The sequence below is a fragment of the Paenibacillus sepulcri genome, assembly GCF_042647105.1.
Taxonomy (GTDB): Bacteria; Bacillota; Bacilli; order Paenibacillales; family Paenibacillaceae; genus Paenibacillus_Z; species Paenibacillus_Z sepulcri.
Map to the genome: position 1 here is coordinate 5,954,785 of NZ_JBHRUP010000001.1, position 14,812 is coordinate 5,969,596.

Annotated in this window: 12 protein-coding genes and 1 pseudogene; 7 read left to right on the top strand and 6 right to left on the bottom strand. The window is 46.0% G+C overall.

Translation table 11 applies throughout. From position 1 onward, the window contains the following. The first annotated feature begins 4 nt into the window (after positions 1 to 4). Genes ACFOLF_RS26045 through ACFOLF_RS26055 form a run of 3 tightly spaced genes read left to right on the top strand, consistent with a single transcriptional unit; the run spans position 5 to position 4,048 of the window. Positions 5 to 2,245, top strand: a complete 2,241-nt coding sequence (locus ACFOLF_RS26045; RefSeq protein WP_210044172.1) for a DUF5696 domain-containing protein — start codon at positions 5 to 7, stop codon at positions 2,243 to 2,245. Positions 2,246 to 2,247: 2 nt separating this feature from the next. Next, entirely contained in the window at positions 2,248 to 3,117 is an 870-nt protein-coding gene (locus tag ACFOLF_RS26050) for a carbohydrate ABC transporter permease (protein WP_210044179.1), read from the top strand. 22 nt (positions 3,118 to 3,139) lie between these two features. Continuing rightward, positions 3,140 to 4,048, top strand: coding sequence for a carbohydrate ABC transporter permease (locus ACFOLF_RS26055; protein WP_379113415.1), 909 nt, complete (start codon positions 3,140 to 3,142; stop codon positions 4,046 to 4,048). 264 nt (positions 4,049 to 4,312) lie between these two features. Here ACFOLF_RS26055 and ACFOLF_RS26060 read toward each other — a convergent pair whose 3' ends face one another. Further along, positions 4,313 to 6,721, bottom strand: a complete 2,409-nt coding sequence (locus tag ACFOLF_RS26060) for an amidase (protein WP_379113403.1) — start codon at positions 6,719 to 6,721, stop codon at positions 4,313 to 4,315. Positions 6,722 to 7,756: 1,035 nt separating this feature from the next. Here ACFOLF_RS26060 and ACFOLF_RS26065 point away from each other — a divergent pair. Beyond that, positions 7,757 to 8,110: a PadR family transcriptional regulator gene (locus tag ACFOLF_RS26065; protein WP_210044184.1), complete on the top strand. Its 354-nt coding sequence runs from the start codon at positions 7,757 to 7,759 to the stop codon at positions 8,108 to 8,110. Continuing rightward, positions 8,097 to 9,119: a hypothetical protein gene (locus ACFOLF_RS26070; RefSeq protein WP_210044185.1), complete on the top strand. Its 1,023-nt coding sequence runs from the start codon at positions 8,097 to 8,099 to the stop codon at positions 9,117 to 9,119. Before ACFOLF_RS26065 ends, ACFOLF_RS26070 begins: the two co-directional genes overlap by 14 nt. A gap of 440 nt (positions 9,120 to 9,559) precedes the next feature. Here the strand turns inward: ACFOLF_RS26070 and ACFOLF_RS26075 are convergent, their stop codons facing one another. Together ACFOLF_RS26075 and ACFOLF_RS26080 are read right to left on the bottom strand one after the other, a co-directional pair. Next, entirely contained in the window at positions 9,560 to 9,973 is a 414-nt protein-coding gene (locus ACFOLF_RS26075; RefSeq protein WP_210044186.1) for a GNAT family N-acetyltransferase, read from the bottom strand. 21 nt (positions 9,974 to 9,994) lie between these two features. Beyond that, positions 9,995 to 10,459: a nuclear transport factor 2 family protein gene (locus tag ACFOLF_RS26080; RefSeq protein WP_210044188.1), complete on the bottom strand. Its 465-nt coding sequence runs from the start codon at positions 10,457 to 10,459 to the stop codon at positions 9,995 to 9,997. A gap of 509 nt (positions 10,460 to 10,968) precedes the next feature. Here ACFOLF_RS26080 and ACFOLF_RS26085 point away from each other — a divergent pair. Further along, a complete protein-coding gene (locus tag ACFOLF_RS26085; RefSeq protein ID WP_210044190.1) occupies positions 10,969 to 11,430 on the top strand; it encodes a hypothetical protein in 462 nt (153 codons plus the stop codon). A gap of 74 nt (positions 11,431 to 11,504) precedes the next feature. On the opposite strand, the gene ACFOLF_RS26090 is transcribed toward ACFOLF_RS26085, so the two are convergent. The 3 genes and pseudogenes from ACFOLF_RS26090 to ACFOLF_RS26100 all read right to left on the bottom strand — a co-directional run bounded on the left by ACFOLF_RS26090 (position 11,505) and on the right by ACFOLF_RS26100 (position 12,827). Next, positions 11,505 to 11,786, bottom strand: coding sequence for a dihydrofolate reductase family protein (locus ACFOLF_RS26090; RefSeq protein WP_210044193.1), 282 nt, complete (start codon positions 11,784 to 11,786; stop codon positions 11,505 to 11,507). Positions 11,787 to 11,897: 111 nt separating this feature from the next. Beyond that, positions 11,898 to 12,599 (bottom strand): annotated as a pseudogene (locus ACFOLF_RS26095) (transposase); the annotation flags it as partial. A gap of 81 nt (positions 12,600 to 12,680) precedes the next feature. Then, positions 12,681 to 12,827 (bottom strand): paeninodin family lasso peptide, encoded by a 147-nt coding sequence (locus ACFOLF_RS26100; protein ID WP_210044200.1) that lies wholly within the window; start codon positions 12,825 to 12,827, stop codon positions 12,681 to 12,683. A 921-nt stretch (positions 12,828 to 13,748) separates the two neighbouring features. Here ACFOLF_RS26100 and ACFOLF_RS26105 point away from each other — a divergent pair. Continuing rightward, on the top strand, positions 13,749 to 14,675 hold the full coding sequence (locus tag ACFOLF_RS26105; RefSeq protein WP_210044202.1) for an acetamidase/formamidase family protein: 927 nt from the start codon (positions 13,749 to 13,751) through the stop codon (positions 14,673 to 14,675). Positions 14,676 to 14,812 lie beyond the last annotated feature (137 nt).

A 14,812-nucleotide genomic window follows, 5' to 3' on the forward strand; every position in this document is an offset into this window, starting at 1 on the left:
TACCATGATTACGGGAAAATCCAAAAAGTGGATATACAATGTCGCGGTCATCCTGATATTTGCAGCGCTCGTGCTCTTGGCCTTACCTTCTCTGCAAAGAGCCATTGACCGGGCACATCAGGAAATAAAACCGAAAAACGGGGTCGTGGAGGCTTCTGCGGAACCATCTGCCTTGGATGCAGAGCCGGCGGATGCACAAAGCGAATTTGAGAAGGTGGGGGAAACGGACCGCCTCGAGTTAATGTTCCGCTCCTCTGATTCCGCCATTGTGGTGAAGGATAAGAAGAACGGATATAAGTGGGAATCTGCAGTACCGCTCGAGGACGTGGAGACAGATGGAAATGAGCTGTGGACGGCGAGCAGTCAGTCGGTCTTTCATCTGACGTTCACGGATCCAAGCTTGCCTGCCCTGGAAACCCAGGAAACAAACTCGGTCATAGAGCAGCCGAAGATGAAGGCGGTTTCTCTGGAAAACGGGATATCCGTTCACTACGATTTGCCCAGATTGCAAATCAGTTTTGATATGAGCTTTCAATTAAAGGGGAACTCGCTTGAGGTCACGGTACCGGGAAAGTCTATCAAAGAATCCAGGGATAATTGGGTCATGGCAATTGCTCCGCTCCCTTTTTTCGGAGCGGCATCGGATCATAAGGAAGGGTATTCCATTTATCCTGACGGTCCCGGCGCGCTGTCTACGTTTAAAACCAATCATCCCAATTATTTGAATCCTTATCATGCAAGTGTCTACGGTTCGGATACCATATCGTTCAACAATTATCAAAGGCAGCAGAATGCGCTGCTTCCCATATTCGGTCTGAAGGTCGGTAATAACGCATTCCTTGGGATGATTACGGATGGCGCTTATGACGCGAATATTCTCTACTCGCCAAGCGGCTATCTGATTAATTTAAACCGGGTTTCCTCCGAGCTCGTCTATAGACGGGAATATGAAGCTGTCAAGAAGGACGGGAATTTGACCAAGAAGCCGGAGAAAAACTTGATACGGGAAGATCATACGATCCGCTATGTTTTCTTCAGCGGGGAGGAAGCCGACTACAGTCACATGGCCTCGGCATACCGGGAATACCTGGTCAACGAACAAGGGCTGACTTCAAAAATCAGGAAAGAGGATCCTATTCCGTATGGTCTTGATTTGCTGATGGGGATCAAGAAGCACCAGATCCTGTTCGATGATTTCATTGCTTCTACTACATTCCCGCAAGCGCAGGAAATGATGGAAGACTTGAAAAAACGGGGTGTGGAATCCATTTCTGCAAATTTGCTTGGATGGACGAGAAAAGGCTATCTGGAATATCCTTCCGGAAGCGTTCCTTCCGGTCAATTGGGCGGTTTGAGTGGCTTGAATAAATTGAGCGATTATACTAAAAATAACAAATTCCAGTTATTTCTTCAGGATAATTACGTCGACGCCTGGAAGGGAAGCGGAGGATTCTCGACACGCAGCGACGTCGTTGTCGGAGCCAACCATTTTGCCGTGACGGATCGTTACAGTGAAATGTTTAATCTGAATGCGGGTAAGCAAAATTTGAAATTTCAAGGAGATGTGCTTGATCCGCTAAGTAAACTGGGGATTACCGGCATTAACTTTGATGGCATCGGTTATCAGGACTACTACGACTTTAACAAGGATTACCCCCTGACACGAGAAGGAACGGCCATGCAATGGATGGAGATGATGGAAAAATCCAGCAAGAAATTTGGTGGTGCCGCTGCTGTAGGCGGGAATGGGTACAGCATTCTGAAAGCGTCCCGCTTATTCGATATCCCAATGGAGGACAGCGGTTATTTCTTCACCGATGAAACCATTCCATTCTACCAAATGGTCGTACACGGACTCATTCCCTACTCGGGATATCCGCAAAATTTGTTTTATGATCCCCAGCTGCAGTTCCTTAAAATGGTGGAATATGGTTATATGCCTTACTATCAATTGACGAAGAATTTCTCGGAAGACCTAAAAGACACCTACTATAGCGATTTATTCAGTTCCTCGTACAACAACTGGGTAGATCAATCGGTCCAACAGTATAAAGAGATGAATGAGAAGCTGCAGCCGACATGGTCTCAATCGATCCAGGTGCATCGAAAACTGCAAAAGGATGTTTATGAAGTCGTTTATGGAGATGGCACTCGTGTCATTGTCAATTATTTACCGCGGGAAATTGAAATCGATGGTCTTCGTATTCCGGATAAAAACTATATCGTCGTGCCCAAGGGGGGATAAGCGTGAAAGAGCGAAGAATCGGCTTGGAAAGAAAAAAAATGCTGGCAGGCTACGTGTATATTGCCCCATGGGCCTTAGGCTTCGTCTTGTTTATGTTTTATCCGCTCGCTTACTCCCTTTGGCTTAGCTTTCATGAAGTCGTAGGCGTTGGCAATTTCCAGCTTGAATCTGTCGGCTGGAGAAATTTCAACAAAGCCTTTGTACTCGATACCGAATTCATTCCTTTATTTATCTCAGTCATTCAAGACGCCATAATCAATACACCGCTCATTTTAGTGTTTTCTTTATTTATCGCCATCCTGCTCAATCATAATATCAGGGGAAGGGCATTTTTTCGTGCCGCATTCTTTCTTCCCGTACTTATTGGTTCGGGGCTGGCCATGCAGCAGCTGCTGTACGCGGGGGTTGGAAAAGATACACTGGTGAACGGAATCGGCGTGCCTGATGAAGTGTTTCTTTATATGGGTCCGACATTCTCCCAAATCGTCTTTGATATGTTGAGCCGTTTAACCGTGATATTTTGGAAAACGGGTGTGCAGATCCTGCTCTTCCTTGCCGGATTACAGGGCATTTCCTTATCGCTGTATGAATCCGCAAGATGCGATGGAGCCACAGAGTGGGAGATGTTCTGGAAGATAACCCTTCCGCTCGTTACGCCAATTATTCTACTGAATCTGGTATTCACCTGTGTTGACTCTTTCACCGACATTAACAACCGGATGATGGTTTACATTAAAGATACGGCATTCACCAAGATCGAGATGGGCTACGCTTCGGGAATGGGCTGGATTTACTTCTTGTTTATATTTCTGCTGCTCATTATTGTATTCGTGTCGACCAAACGCTTTGTCATTTACACAGGAGAAAAATAAATGAGGAGGTGACCGCTGCGTGATGAGGAATAATAGTCTATTAAGCCGAATAGGCAGCAAAAGCCGCTGGATTGCGTTGATATATCGTATTTTCGTCTATGTGATTCTGATCGACTTGGCCTTTGTATTCCTATATCCTTTCATTTATATGATTACAACGTCGCTCAAGCAGCCGGCCGATCTCATGGATTTTACAATCAAATGGATTCCTACAAGTCTGGCTTGGGAAAATTTCTATTATGGAATGGCTGGTCTTGAATATTGGCCTCACTTTAACAATTCCGCCCTTATCTCTGTCTTAAGCGTGGTTGGGCAAGTATTGTCATGTTCCTTTGTTGCCTATGGATTTGCCAGAATCAAGTTTCCCGGGCGTGAAGCACTGTTTGTTTTGTGTATGTTTACGATGATCATTCCGCCGCAAACGATCATTGTGCCTTTATTTATCCAATACAAAACTATGGGATGGCTGGACAGCATGCTGCCTCTCGTCGTACCGGCATTTTTCGCAAACGGGCTTAGAGGCGCCTTGTTCATTTTTATCTTTCGTCAGTTGTTTCGAGGGCTTCCCTGGGAGCTGGAGGATGCCGCCAGGGTGGATGGCTGCGGGAGCTTTAAAGTGTACTGGAAAATCATCATGCCACTTACTCCTCCCGCAATTGTCGTAACAACGCTGCTTTCCCTAGTCTGGCATTGGAATGACTTCTTCGAGCCTTCTATCTTTCTTACATCCGAGGAAAAGTTCACTTTGCCGATGATGCTGCCGCGGCTCTACCAGTCACTGGATACGCTAACGGGCAGCAGCTTTGAAGTATTCAGTCTGCCGGTCGTTATGGCCGCTACGTTCTTTGCCCTGGTTCCGATGCTGCTTGTCTATCTCTTTCTACAGCGGTATTTCATTCAAGGCGTGGAACGTTCCGGATTAGTGGAGTAGGGTTGCGTGTGGTCTTACCTTGTCTTTTTATGGGAAAGATCCAGACTGGCACAAACTATTATATTTAGCGCAGGGATCATGGGTCTGCGGGCAGTTAGGTCCGACTCCTGTTGTCTTTTACCAACCCAATGAATTAAAAAGAGATCAGCCAGAAAAAACGGGCTGATCTCTCTTTTTTGTCCGGCCAGCGAAAACGTCAGCAGGTGAACGCGTGCAGGCTGGCAATCAACTGTCAGCCCCTGAATTATCCGGCTTACTTCTGTGCTAAGGCTTGTACGTAAGCGGCGGTACGAAGGCCGATAGCTGCCGCCCGTGGAATTTTTGCTCGAGGGCGTAGCCCATTCCAAGGATCTTTCCATCATTCCACGCACGTCCCACAAGCTGCATGGAGATCGAATACCCGTGCGGATTTGTACCCACTGGGACGATCACAGTCGGCAGACCGACGTTCGAAGTCAGAACGCCAGTGCCCCGGTCGGAAGACAGCTGGGAATCCGCGCTGCCATTGTTATACATGTCGCTGATAAATCCGGGATATAGAACGGCATCAACATTAAAATCATCCATCCAGTTCGCAATGATTTGTTTATAAACCGCACGATAGGTCAGATAGGAGTCGACCTGGGCCGGAGTCATTCTGGCGGTGTCACGAAGCTCCCGTTGATTGTACGGCAGGACGTGAGGAGATGCCAGCAGCTGGTCTCCGTCAGCGAATGGGAAGTCTTCATGCAGACCGATATAACGTGCCCAGCCTTCTTCGCTTCGGCTGCCCTCGGGGCTGCTTCCTCCGCTTGGCGGCGGCGTCATTTCGACCATCGTGCCGCCTGCAGCCTCGATCTCAGCAAATTTGTCCATTAACGCGTCTCCTGTTCCATCGTCTGCGTAGCTGGAGACGAAGGAGGCAGGAATATAACCGATTTTCTTGCCATTAAGCGCATTGGCGTCAAGGTAATCTGTCCAGTTATCCGGCTTGTACGTATCAGCGTTCTTAGTCAACACATCAAGAGGGTCTGTTCCTGTTGTCGCGTTAAGCAAATATGCCAGATCCGTGACAGTCCTGGCGATAGGACCCCCGTAGTCCTGCCCCCAAGTAAGCGGCATGACCCCGCGGGTGCTTGCCATACCGTCGGTGCCTCTGAACGTTGCCAGGCTGGCACCTGTGCTGGGAGCATATAATGAGACGCCTGTCTGGCTGCCCAGTGCACCGGCTGCCATGCTCGCAGCCACTGCTACAGCGGAGCCGCCGCTTGATCCGAACGATGTCTTCGACGGATAGAGAGCGTTCCAGACCTGTTTCCAGCCGCTTTCGCTGTAGCTGCCTGAATTGGCGAACTCGGACATGTTGGTCTTCCCAATCAGTACGGCGCCACTCTCACGCAGCTTCTCTACCTGGTAGGCATCCGTATCTGGCTGCCAGCCTTCAAGTGCGAGAGTCCCGCCGGTAGTTGGCATATCTTTGGTATCGTACAGATCTTTAATCGCAATTGGAATTCCGAGAAGTTCACCGGTTTCCCCGTTCTTACGAGCCTGATCAGCGGCTTTTGCCTGATCGATTGCATCGGTTGCGACGTACAGGAATGCATTAAATCCAAACTGTCCGCTATCGTACGCAGCAATCCGGTCGAGGTAGGCGCGGGTGATTTCTTCCGAAGTGGTTATACCCGCCTCCATGTCCTTTTGCATCTCTCCAATAGACTTGTTTACAATGTCGTATTTGGACGTTGTATACGGCTGAGCTGCCTCGGGAGATGCTGGAATATCGAGCCGGGTGACATCAGGACAAACACTGGCGTCAAACCATGGCAGATTGGATACATCCCAGTTCACTAACGAGCAGACTTCTGGTGAGGACAAATCAGAAAATTCCGGATCCACTGCAAGTTCCTTTAGTTCTTTAGCAGCGGCGCTCACTGCAGATGAACCGGTCGCGCCCAGGAATACGAAGTGGGCCAATGACTTTGTTTCGTCCGGTTTGACGGTTAAGCTGTTTACGTATCCATAGAAATTTGCTTCATTGCCGGTGGCAGCCAGAGGCGTTTCAAACGGGTTCCGTTCCTGGTTGCCCATTTTTGTCAGCGCGCCCGGGTATGGACCAGGTGTTCCCAGCACCACTCCGACCGGACGCTGCTCCTGGTTGGGAGTCGCCGCCAGCGTCCACGAATCTTCCGGAGTGATCGTTTTATCGCCGCTCGAAGTTGCTTGTACTATACTTTGAGCCTTGCCTGAACCGTAACCGAGATCCCCTCCAAACGAAACGTCAACCGTAACGGGTTCTTTGGTGGTATTCGTGAAGGTGTCAAAGAACCTCGTCCAGCTGCCGTCACTATCAACCTTTATTTCGCGGGTGATATGCACGCCTCCAAGATCAACGGCCTGCGTGGTTGCAAAAGTGTCAACTCCGTCGAACTTAAGTCCAAAACCGCGTATCATTTGACCGTTCAAACGTGGTTCAGGCTTCGTTGACACGCGGACAAAAATATTGCCAAACCCCTGAAGCGAAGATTCACTCGCTGTTCGGATGCTGCCGGTATCAAGTCCCGGCGGAGCAGCGTCATGGATCTGCCAAGTGATACCATTGTCGGAAGGTATGCTTGAAACTGCGGATACGGAGTTAGGGGATAACCCGACACTCAAAGATCCAAATGCGATCATGCCAGCAAGGAGTATAGACAAGTTCTTTTTTCGTCTGCTCGAGGATCCCGACGAATCGTGCGACGTGACTAGGTTCATTTGAGAACCACGTCTGGGTGAAAGTGCTGCAATCCTCATTTTCTTTAAGTTGTTGGTCAAAATCTCACAAACCTCCCTTTTAATAGGTACATAGATTACTATAAAATCTCTACAGCAAGTGACCCACATGACTTCATGTGGAAGTTAATCTAACACTTGTATCCTATGCAATTGGAAAATTGTAGTCAATCAGGAGTTCAGTTGATGAAAGCGCTTAAAATTATGTTTATCTGCCTATTAATCTATTTCTCTCTTGTTTACATATAATTCATAAATTTTGGTGTTATCAGAGATTTATATGGATATGGGGTTGACGAATATTTGCACTCCTTAAAACTCAAGAAAACATAAACGTTTCTATAAAATAATTATTTTTGTGTCATATTACATGACTTAATAACACGCGGGTCAAACTTCCATCATTCTCAGAGAATGAATCCCGGAACAAAAAATAACGTGACTGGAGCTGGTCAGCTACTATGAGAAAAAGCTTGGATGTCCTGAGAGCCGGATTGCCGAGGCGCGAAATGTTCTTTACTCAGTTATGTATCTGCTTGACAATCGTCAGCGGGATGATCGTTACCTGGAGCGATTGCACAAGCTGCGGCCAATCTGCACTGCGTTTAAAGTCGAACTCTGGAGACAGGGCATTGAGAGCAGGATGGCCTGTATAGGTATTCAGCAGGGACCGATGTCAACACCTGGCTGCAGAAGTACTTCATGTAACCTCAATCGAGCAGACGCCCGTATGGTCTGTACATCATATAAAGGGCCGGGACTTTCTCATTTTGAGGATCCCGGCTTTTGCGCTTTATATTGTTTGAAATATATAGGACTAGATATATTGAATCTTTCTTCAAGCATCACATACGCGTGTCGTACATGGATTGAAATCAAATATTATAAAATAAATGTTATTACACTATTTACAATAGTGTGTGACATACAGTATTATGAAATCAGGAGTTGATGAAATAAATGGATATCAATGAAACGATCAGCGGATTAACACAGGAGTTGCGGCGTGGAACGATTATTATCGGCGTGCTCAGTCAATTATCCGAACCGCAGTATGGTTATTCCCTGGTCTCCATCCTAGAGGAGAAGGGCATTAACATCGATCCAAGCACCTTGTACCCGCTCTTGCGTAGATTGGAGAAGCAGCAATTGCTTGAAAGCAAATGGGACACCAATGAAACTCGCCCTCGGAAGTACTATTTGCTCAGTTCTATGGGGAAGGAAGTTTACCTGCAGCTTTGTCTAGAATGGAGGAACATGAACATGAGCCTTGAAAATTTAATTGGAGGAGACGATGGGGATGGAGTTAGTTAATAGATACATTTTTGCGGTGACGCAAAAGCTGCCTGAGAAACAGAGGACGGATATAGAAAAAGAGCTGCAAGGTTTAATCGAGGATATGCTTGAAGAGCGCGTCCAAGGCAGAGAAGCGACCAGAACGGATGTGGAAGAGGTGCTTCTTGAACTCGGGAATCCGAGTGAATTATCTGAAAGGTACAGGGGAGATAAGAGATATCTGATTAGTCCGGCAATCTTTTCGACCTATCTGTCCGTTCTCAAGATGGTAATTATCTCGATTGCAGTTGCAATGGCAGTCGTGTTCACGATTGAAACGTTCATGACTCCATCGCAAGTCCTTCACCATTTGGTGAGCAATCTGGTTTCCTTCCTTATCGTGGGTTGCGTTCAAGGCTTCGCCTGGGTGACGATCATGTTTGTCATAATAGAGGTCGTAAATGCTAAGAAAAGGAAGCTGGGAATAAAGGGCGCCCATGACTGGAAACTGTCTGAATTACCAGCCCTGCCTGATCGTCGGATTCGAATTAAGCGTGCCGAACCTATAGCAAGCATAATCATTACCGTTTTATTCTTCGTGCTGTTTACCTTCTCAATCGACCTTCTTGGTGTATGGAGGTTTGAGGACGGCGGTTATTCGACGGTTGTGTCATTCTTCGATGAAGAAGTGTTTCGCGGGTTCCTGCCGATGATATGGATCCTGCTGGCCTTAAGCATCTTGAAAGATATCTTGATGATGATTTCAAGGAAGTGGACAGTAAGGCTAGTCGGCTTTGAAATCTTGCTCAATATGCTCTATTTCGTCCTCGCGGTGTTCATGTTCTCGGATATGGCGATATGGAATTCCGATTTTATGCAGCAACTAGCGCAATCCGGTATAACGCCGGTCCGCAGCGAGGCATTTGAAAGAGTGAGTGAGATTTGGGCTCGTATCAATGAAGGTTTAATCTATCTGATAGGATTAGTTATTGCCGTACACGTTATCTTCATGGCTGTTAAAGCATTTCGGATCAAACAGATCTCTTAATGTGTATCGATACTTGGTCGGGCCATTAGCGCAGAAACTCAAAGTTAATATAATTACAGATGACCGTATGCTGTCATCGTTACCCATGGGAACTTAATATCCTTGTTACTTAAATATTTCGACAACAATGTCGGTTTCGAGGAAGGGGAAGGTTTATCAAATCCAGATGTTTATGTACAATCGTTTACAAATAGGACCTCTATTACTTATTGAAGTAACAGGCACAGATAGCATAATTCAGACAAGAAATGAGGCAGCCGGCCAGAACAATCGGCTGCCTTTGCTCAACTAACAGGCAGGAATGATGAGGATTAGCAAAGAATAATTCATTGTCATGCAAATGAAAAGAGAAGTGAGGGAGAGCTTACTTGGAATCGGATGCGTGGATTCCCTTAATGAATATTGAAGATGATGGGTTTATTCGAGGTTCCCGGCAAAACCTAGCGAGCACAGAACGACTGGCTTCTCGATCTGCCGCCCCAGTACATTCCAATATTTTTGAAGCAAGTTCCTTTCTCGTCCGCATTTACAAGACCCAAACCATTCTTAAAATATAACGAGATAGCCCAAGTTGCTGCTTCCCATGTGCCGATCAGGATTGTCTTATCCGTAAGCTGCGTAATATTCATCAACAGTTTGGTTCCGATTCCACCTTGGCGTTGAGTTGTTCGGACATAAGCGTTCCGAATCAAGGCTACCTCGCCTTTATCTTGAATTCCCATGACACCACAAAGGCAAAGGTCTCCATGAACTAGTTCATCCCTATTCTTGACTGCTAATGATACCGATCCTCCGGAATGACGCCTTGTAAGCTTTAGCCGCATGGTTAATAAACCGGTAAATGTTGTTCTCATTCTTCTTCTCGCAAAATCGAATCATGCTATGTCTTCTTTAACATTATCCTGATTATAACCAAGTGCTGTATTTATAGCGACAGTGTCGAAATAGTATGGAAATCCTTCAATTACTAAATTGTCCTTTATTTTTAGGATTTGGGCGAAAGGTAGCCGGATTTCTATATCAGAATGTCTTGCAGTCGCCACTAAAGTACATCCCATAAAAAGGGTGTCACCGTCAAGTGTCGCAAGCATGTTCTCGGTATTCATGGAGTTCCACGAATTATGCATAATTTTAAAGAGTCTTCCAAGAGCTTCATAACCACGCCAATCGCCAGGATAAGGAAGCGAAGTTGGTTCATGCACCACGATGTCGGGGTGAAAGGCTGATTTAATACCACTAAAATCGCTTCCATCAGAGCGCATAAATTCCATCTCAGCTGTAAACATCCGGTTTAATATTTCCATTGCCTTTGTGTTGTTGTCGCTAAATGCATTATTCATTCATAAATTCCTCCATTCATCATTTTTCAATACATACTTAATTATAGATCATGAGAAGTTTCGAAATGTTGCTATTACATTCACAGATGTTCCAGATGGTTACATGAGAAGTTTCGAAATGTTGCTATTACATTCACAGATGTTCCAGATGGTTACTTTCAACTGAAAAGGAGACTTAGGATGAAATACAATACATTCAAATTAAAAGGATGAATTGTCCCCATCCATATGTGTTTTAGGTTTGCGAAGGACGAAGAGAAATGCGTAGCAGATTTAGCTGATTGGGGAGAAAGGAACAAGGTGAAGATAACCAATACATCTTTTTTAAATGGATATAAGATGTGAATGGAGTACCTTTGTTTGTTGAGCTAACTGGGCACGACAGCACAATTCCGAAGGGCAGCCGCGTGGCTGTCCTTCGGAATGCTAACAGGCAGGAATGCGCAACAAATATTTCCAATTTTCGTATATATCTGTGAGGATTAAAAGGTAAATGGGAGTGTGAGGAAGTGAAGCGAATAATCGGCATTATCTTTATATGTATATTTGTTCTTACCGGCTGCACAGAAGAAAATAATTATTATACCGATATTGAGAAAGATGATATTCCAGATATTAAAAATGCCCAGAATATAGAGTTTATCTACGAGTACAAGGGACATACCGACAATTGGGCAGCAGTTTATATCGTGTACAAAATGAAAGATAATGATAACCACATAACAAAAATGTCCTTAAAGTACATTGGAAAAAAGACAATACCGACTGGAAAGTTAAGCTACGCATATGATACAGAAGGTGGTGGAAGTGGGAGTGGTACTTTGCCCACTGACCAATCAAAATCTGGCATTTATAATCTAGGTTCTTCGGGAGGTAATGGCGCAATTGCAGCCAAAGATTCTATTGTTAAGATGCAGGTCAATTGGAATGAAAATACAGAAATGATGGAACTAAAACCCGATATGAATTGATGAGCATAATTTTAATACGGATTAGAGTTTATTATGCTAACAGGTACGTTAGTGGAACACCTTGTACGGCACGGCTATTTCTCCAACTCATAGCGGGCCGCGATAATGCCCGACTTGAGCGTTCGGCTGGACAGCAGCTTGAGCCTGATTTTCTCACCGTCGCCGTGGAATGCCGATTTTCCGCCGCCCAAGATGACCGGACAAATCGTCAGCAGGAATTCGTCGATCAGGCCGAGCTCAAGCAACGTCTTCGCCGCCCCCGGAATGCCGAAGATAACGAGATTTTTGCCAGGCTGCTCCTTGAGAGCTTGGATTCCTCTGCGATATTGTCCTTGATCAGCATCGTATTGTTCCATTCCACAATGTCCATCGAGCCGGAAATGACGATCTTCTTAACATCCTGCAGCCATTTGGCATGCTCCATACCGTGCCTCGACGCATTCGGATTGTCCAGCACCGTGGGCCAGTAGCCGGAAGGCCTCTTTCTTAGTCAGGATGGCAAAAATCCAGTGGATGAGTTTGTTTACACAAGCAATTACCGCTACTTTAAACAGCTTTCCTTCAGCACGTTTCTTATCATAATAAGCCCTTAATTTTTTATTTCTATTGCTTCGAATACCACACCGTACAGCTTGGTAGAGGGCTGTACGAAGCTTTCTGGAGCCATGCTTCGTGATTTTATTTATTGTTGCTATAAACTTGCCAGAAGAAAAAACACTTGGATCAACACCGGCAAAGGCCACCAGTTTCTTCGCGTGATCAAACCGATCGATTTCCCCGATCTCAGCTAAAATTGTTGCCGCAATCTTAGTACCAATACCGGGTATCGATTGGATTAAATCATATTCAAGCAACTCTTCAGCCAGGGCATCTACGGATTTATTAAGCGTTGCTAGATGGTCCTGGTATTGAAGAAGCAATTGGATGAGCAATTGCATGGAGATCAAATGGCTTGGAAAAGCCGTCTCCCTAAAGGGATTTCGCTTTGCTGCAGCCGCTAGGTTTTGAGCACGTTCCAAGCACCATGAGACGGATTTGCCGCATCCAGTAAGACGCCCGATTGCAGTTCTAATCTCCAACTCGGACATGGTTAGGACCTCTTTAGACGTTGGATGTAAAGCCAGAAATCGAAGGGAAACCTTCGAATAAAGGTCACCAAACACGCCATGAACGCCTTGAATAGTCATGAAAAAAATGCCCCTATACAAAAATGTATAGGGGACTTGGACTTGCTTCAGGTTAAGTACACATTACGAGACCGGAGGCGTATCGGTAATATCAAGGTCGCTCGGAGAAACAGCGTCAATGTACTTCATGCCTTTTCCCTCCAGCGTTCTGCTCACTTGCAGCGTTTCCAGGGTTGGCTGTTCCCAGACATTCTTAACTTGTTGTTCCATGTTATCACCTCCCTTCAAAGTGATTTCTTACAGTCTTTCATTGTACTCAGCAGTGGCAGTACAACGCCGCCAAAGGGGCACGGCCGGTCCTTCTTATTTTAGGATATTGGCTGTAAAATTAACAAATATATTTTTCATATCTTCTTCTACGACTGTACTGCCATAAATATGCTTACCTTCGTTGGTTGTATTTCCTTGTATAATAGTCCGCCTCCCGCATAGGAAACGTATATTCCGGCGTTCGGTTCTCCTTTACGGGGACTCATCGCGTTGTTCTTGAAAATAATAATACCGTGTCTTTAAAGTGGAATAGCTTTTCCCATAATCCGTATAAACGATATGCTCCGGATTTTTATTAATATTATAAACTCCCGGGGGTATGACGATTTTGCCTCCGCTTGGCGCTTCATCGATCATTTTTTGAATAGCCGGGGTATCATCCCTGATGGCTGGAGCAGCGGCTGCCGCGAGCTTATTGTTAATGTCAGCTATCTGTCCGGTAAGTTGGAAGACGGAAGTTTGTCTGAGACAGCTATAGGAAACAAAAAGAGCGGATGTACACGGGTTGTATCGTTATATGGAATTGATGATACCGATTGTATCATATAATGAATTTGAGATATCACTTCTATCAAATGAGTTTTTTTTAAGAAAACAATAGTAAAGCGGGTCTCGGTGCATGTTCAAGATTTTCGAACATCAAATAAAAACCTCAACCTGTAGGACAGAACTGGTAGTAATGCAAGCTGATTCGATGAAAAAGAGGCGTCGAAGTCGTTTTATTCCCCTCCGAATATAAGCAAAGTATAAATCTGTACTTTCTTATATTTTAAAAATTTTTTCATTCTCAATGATGTGGAATTTACTCTTAATGGGAGTATACTTAAAGGATCAAAAACAATTTGAAACTGAGGTGATTGAATGGCTGTACATGAGTTGGCGCCAAGCAGGTATTGGAATACGATCGGCTCGCATGAGCCGGTGCTGACCGTCAATGACGGCGACCGGATAACGACCTCGACGGTGGACGCCCGCGGATGGGATCGGCACGGAAATTCGGCTGCGATGGCGGGTAACCCGATGACCGGACCGTTTTATGTGAAAGGCGCGGAGCCCGGGGACACGCTTGTCGTCCGCTTCGAATCGATTGTGCCGAACCGCGAGTGGGCATGGTCGATGGATGTTCTTGCTCCCAATGTCGTCGATCCGTCCTATGTTCCGAAGCTTCCTAAAGCGGAAAGAAAGAGATGGAAGATCAATACCGAGAGCCGGACGGCTCAGCCGGAGCTCGAATCCGACATGATCGCCGGCTTGCAGCTTCCGCTTGCTCCCTTTTTCGGCTGCTTCGGCGTCGCTCCGGCGTTGGGCCAGGCTATCGGTACCGCAACCTCCGGTCAATACGGCGGCAATATGGACTACAGAGGCTTTGGAGCTTGCGAGACCATCTACTTGCCTGTATTCGTCCAAGGTGCGCTCTTTCATCTCGGGGATGGCCACGCCGTGCAAGGAGACGGCGAAATCGTGGGCACAGGGCTAGAAATTTCAATGGATACGACATTCTCGCTTTCATTGCTCAAAGGGCAAACGATCGGCTGGCCGCGCGGAGAGTCGGAGGATTCGATTTTTACGGTAGGAAACGCCAGACCTCTTGAGCAGGCCCTTCAGCATGCATCGACGGAGATGCTTCGCTGGCTGACCGATGAGAACGGCTATGGCTTAAGCGTACAGGAAGCAAGTCAATTAATGGGTCAGTGCGTAGAATACGAGGTAGGCAATGTTTTTAATCCTGCCTATACGATGGTATGCAAAATGAAAAAACGTTGGCTTCCTTCGAAGAAAGCAAAGTAACCCGCAGTGATATTTATTGTGGCTGTACTTATGACCCGTGCATACATAAATGTTGTCCCCAGTGGTATGCGAAATGATCTTATCCTTCAAACAATCGGCTCTTTGTTTATTATCGTTCCGTCTACGGATTCGGGGTT

Bases quoted from the DNA above. Each gene is read 5' to 3' on its own strand.
- ACFOLF_RS26100 (WP_210044200.1), bottom strand. From the start codon at position 12,827: ATGGAACAACAAGTTAAGAATGTCTGGGAACAGCCAACCCTGGAAACG.
- ACFOLF_RS26055 (WP_379113415.1), top strand. From the start codon at position 3,140: ATGAGGAATAATAGTCTATTAAGCCGAATAGGCAGCAAAAGCCGCTGG.
- ACFOLF_RS26075 (WP_210044186.1), bottom strand. From the start codon at position 9,973: ATGAGAACAACATTTACCGGTTTATTAACCATGCGGCTAAAGCTTACA.
- ACFOLF_RS26090 (WP_210044193.1), bottom strand. From the start codon at position 11,786: ATGGAACAATACGATGCTGATCAAGGACAATATCGCAGAGGAATCCAA.
- ACFOLF_RS26080 (WP_210044188.1), bottom strand. From the start codon at position 10,459: ATGAATAATGCATTTAGCGACAACAACACAAAGGCAATGGAAATATTA.
- ACFOLF_RS26045 (WP_210044172.1), top strand. From the start codon at position 5: ATGATTACGGGAAAATCCAAAAAGTGGATATACAATGTCGCGGTCATC.
- ACFOLF_RS26070 (WP_210044185.1), top strand. From the start codon at position 8,097: ATGGAGTTAGTTAATAGATACATTTTTGCGGTGACGCAAAAGCTGCCT.
- ACFOLF_RS26065 (WP_210044184.1), top strand. From the start codon at position 7,757: ATGGATATCAATGAAACGATCAGCGGATTAACACAGGAGTTGCGGCGT.
- ACFOLF_RS26105 (WP_210044202.1), top strand. From the start codon at position 13,749: ATGGCTGTACATGAGTTGGCGCCAAGCAGGTATTGGAATACGATCGGC.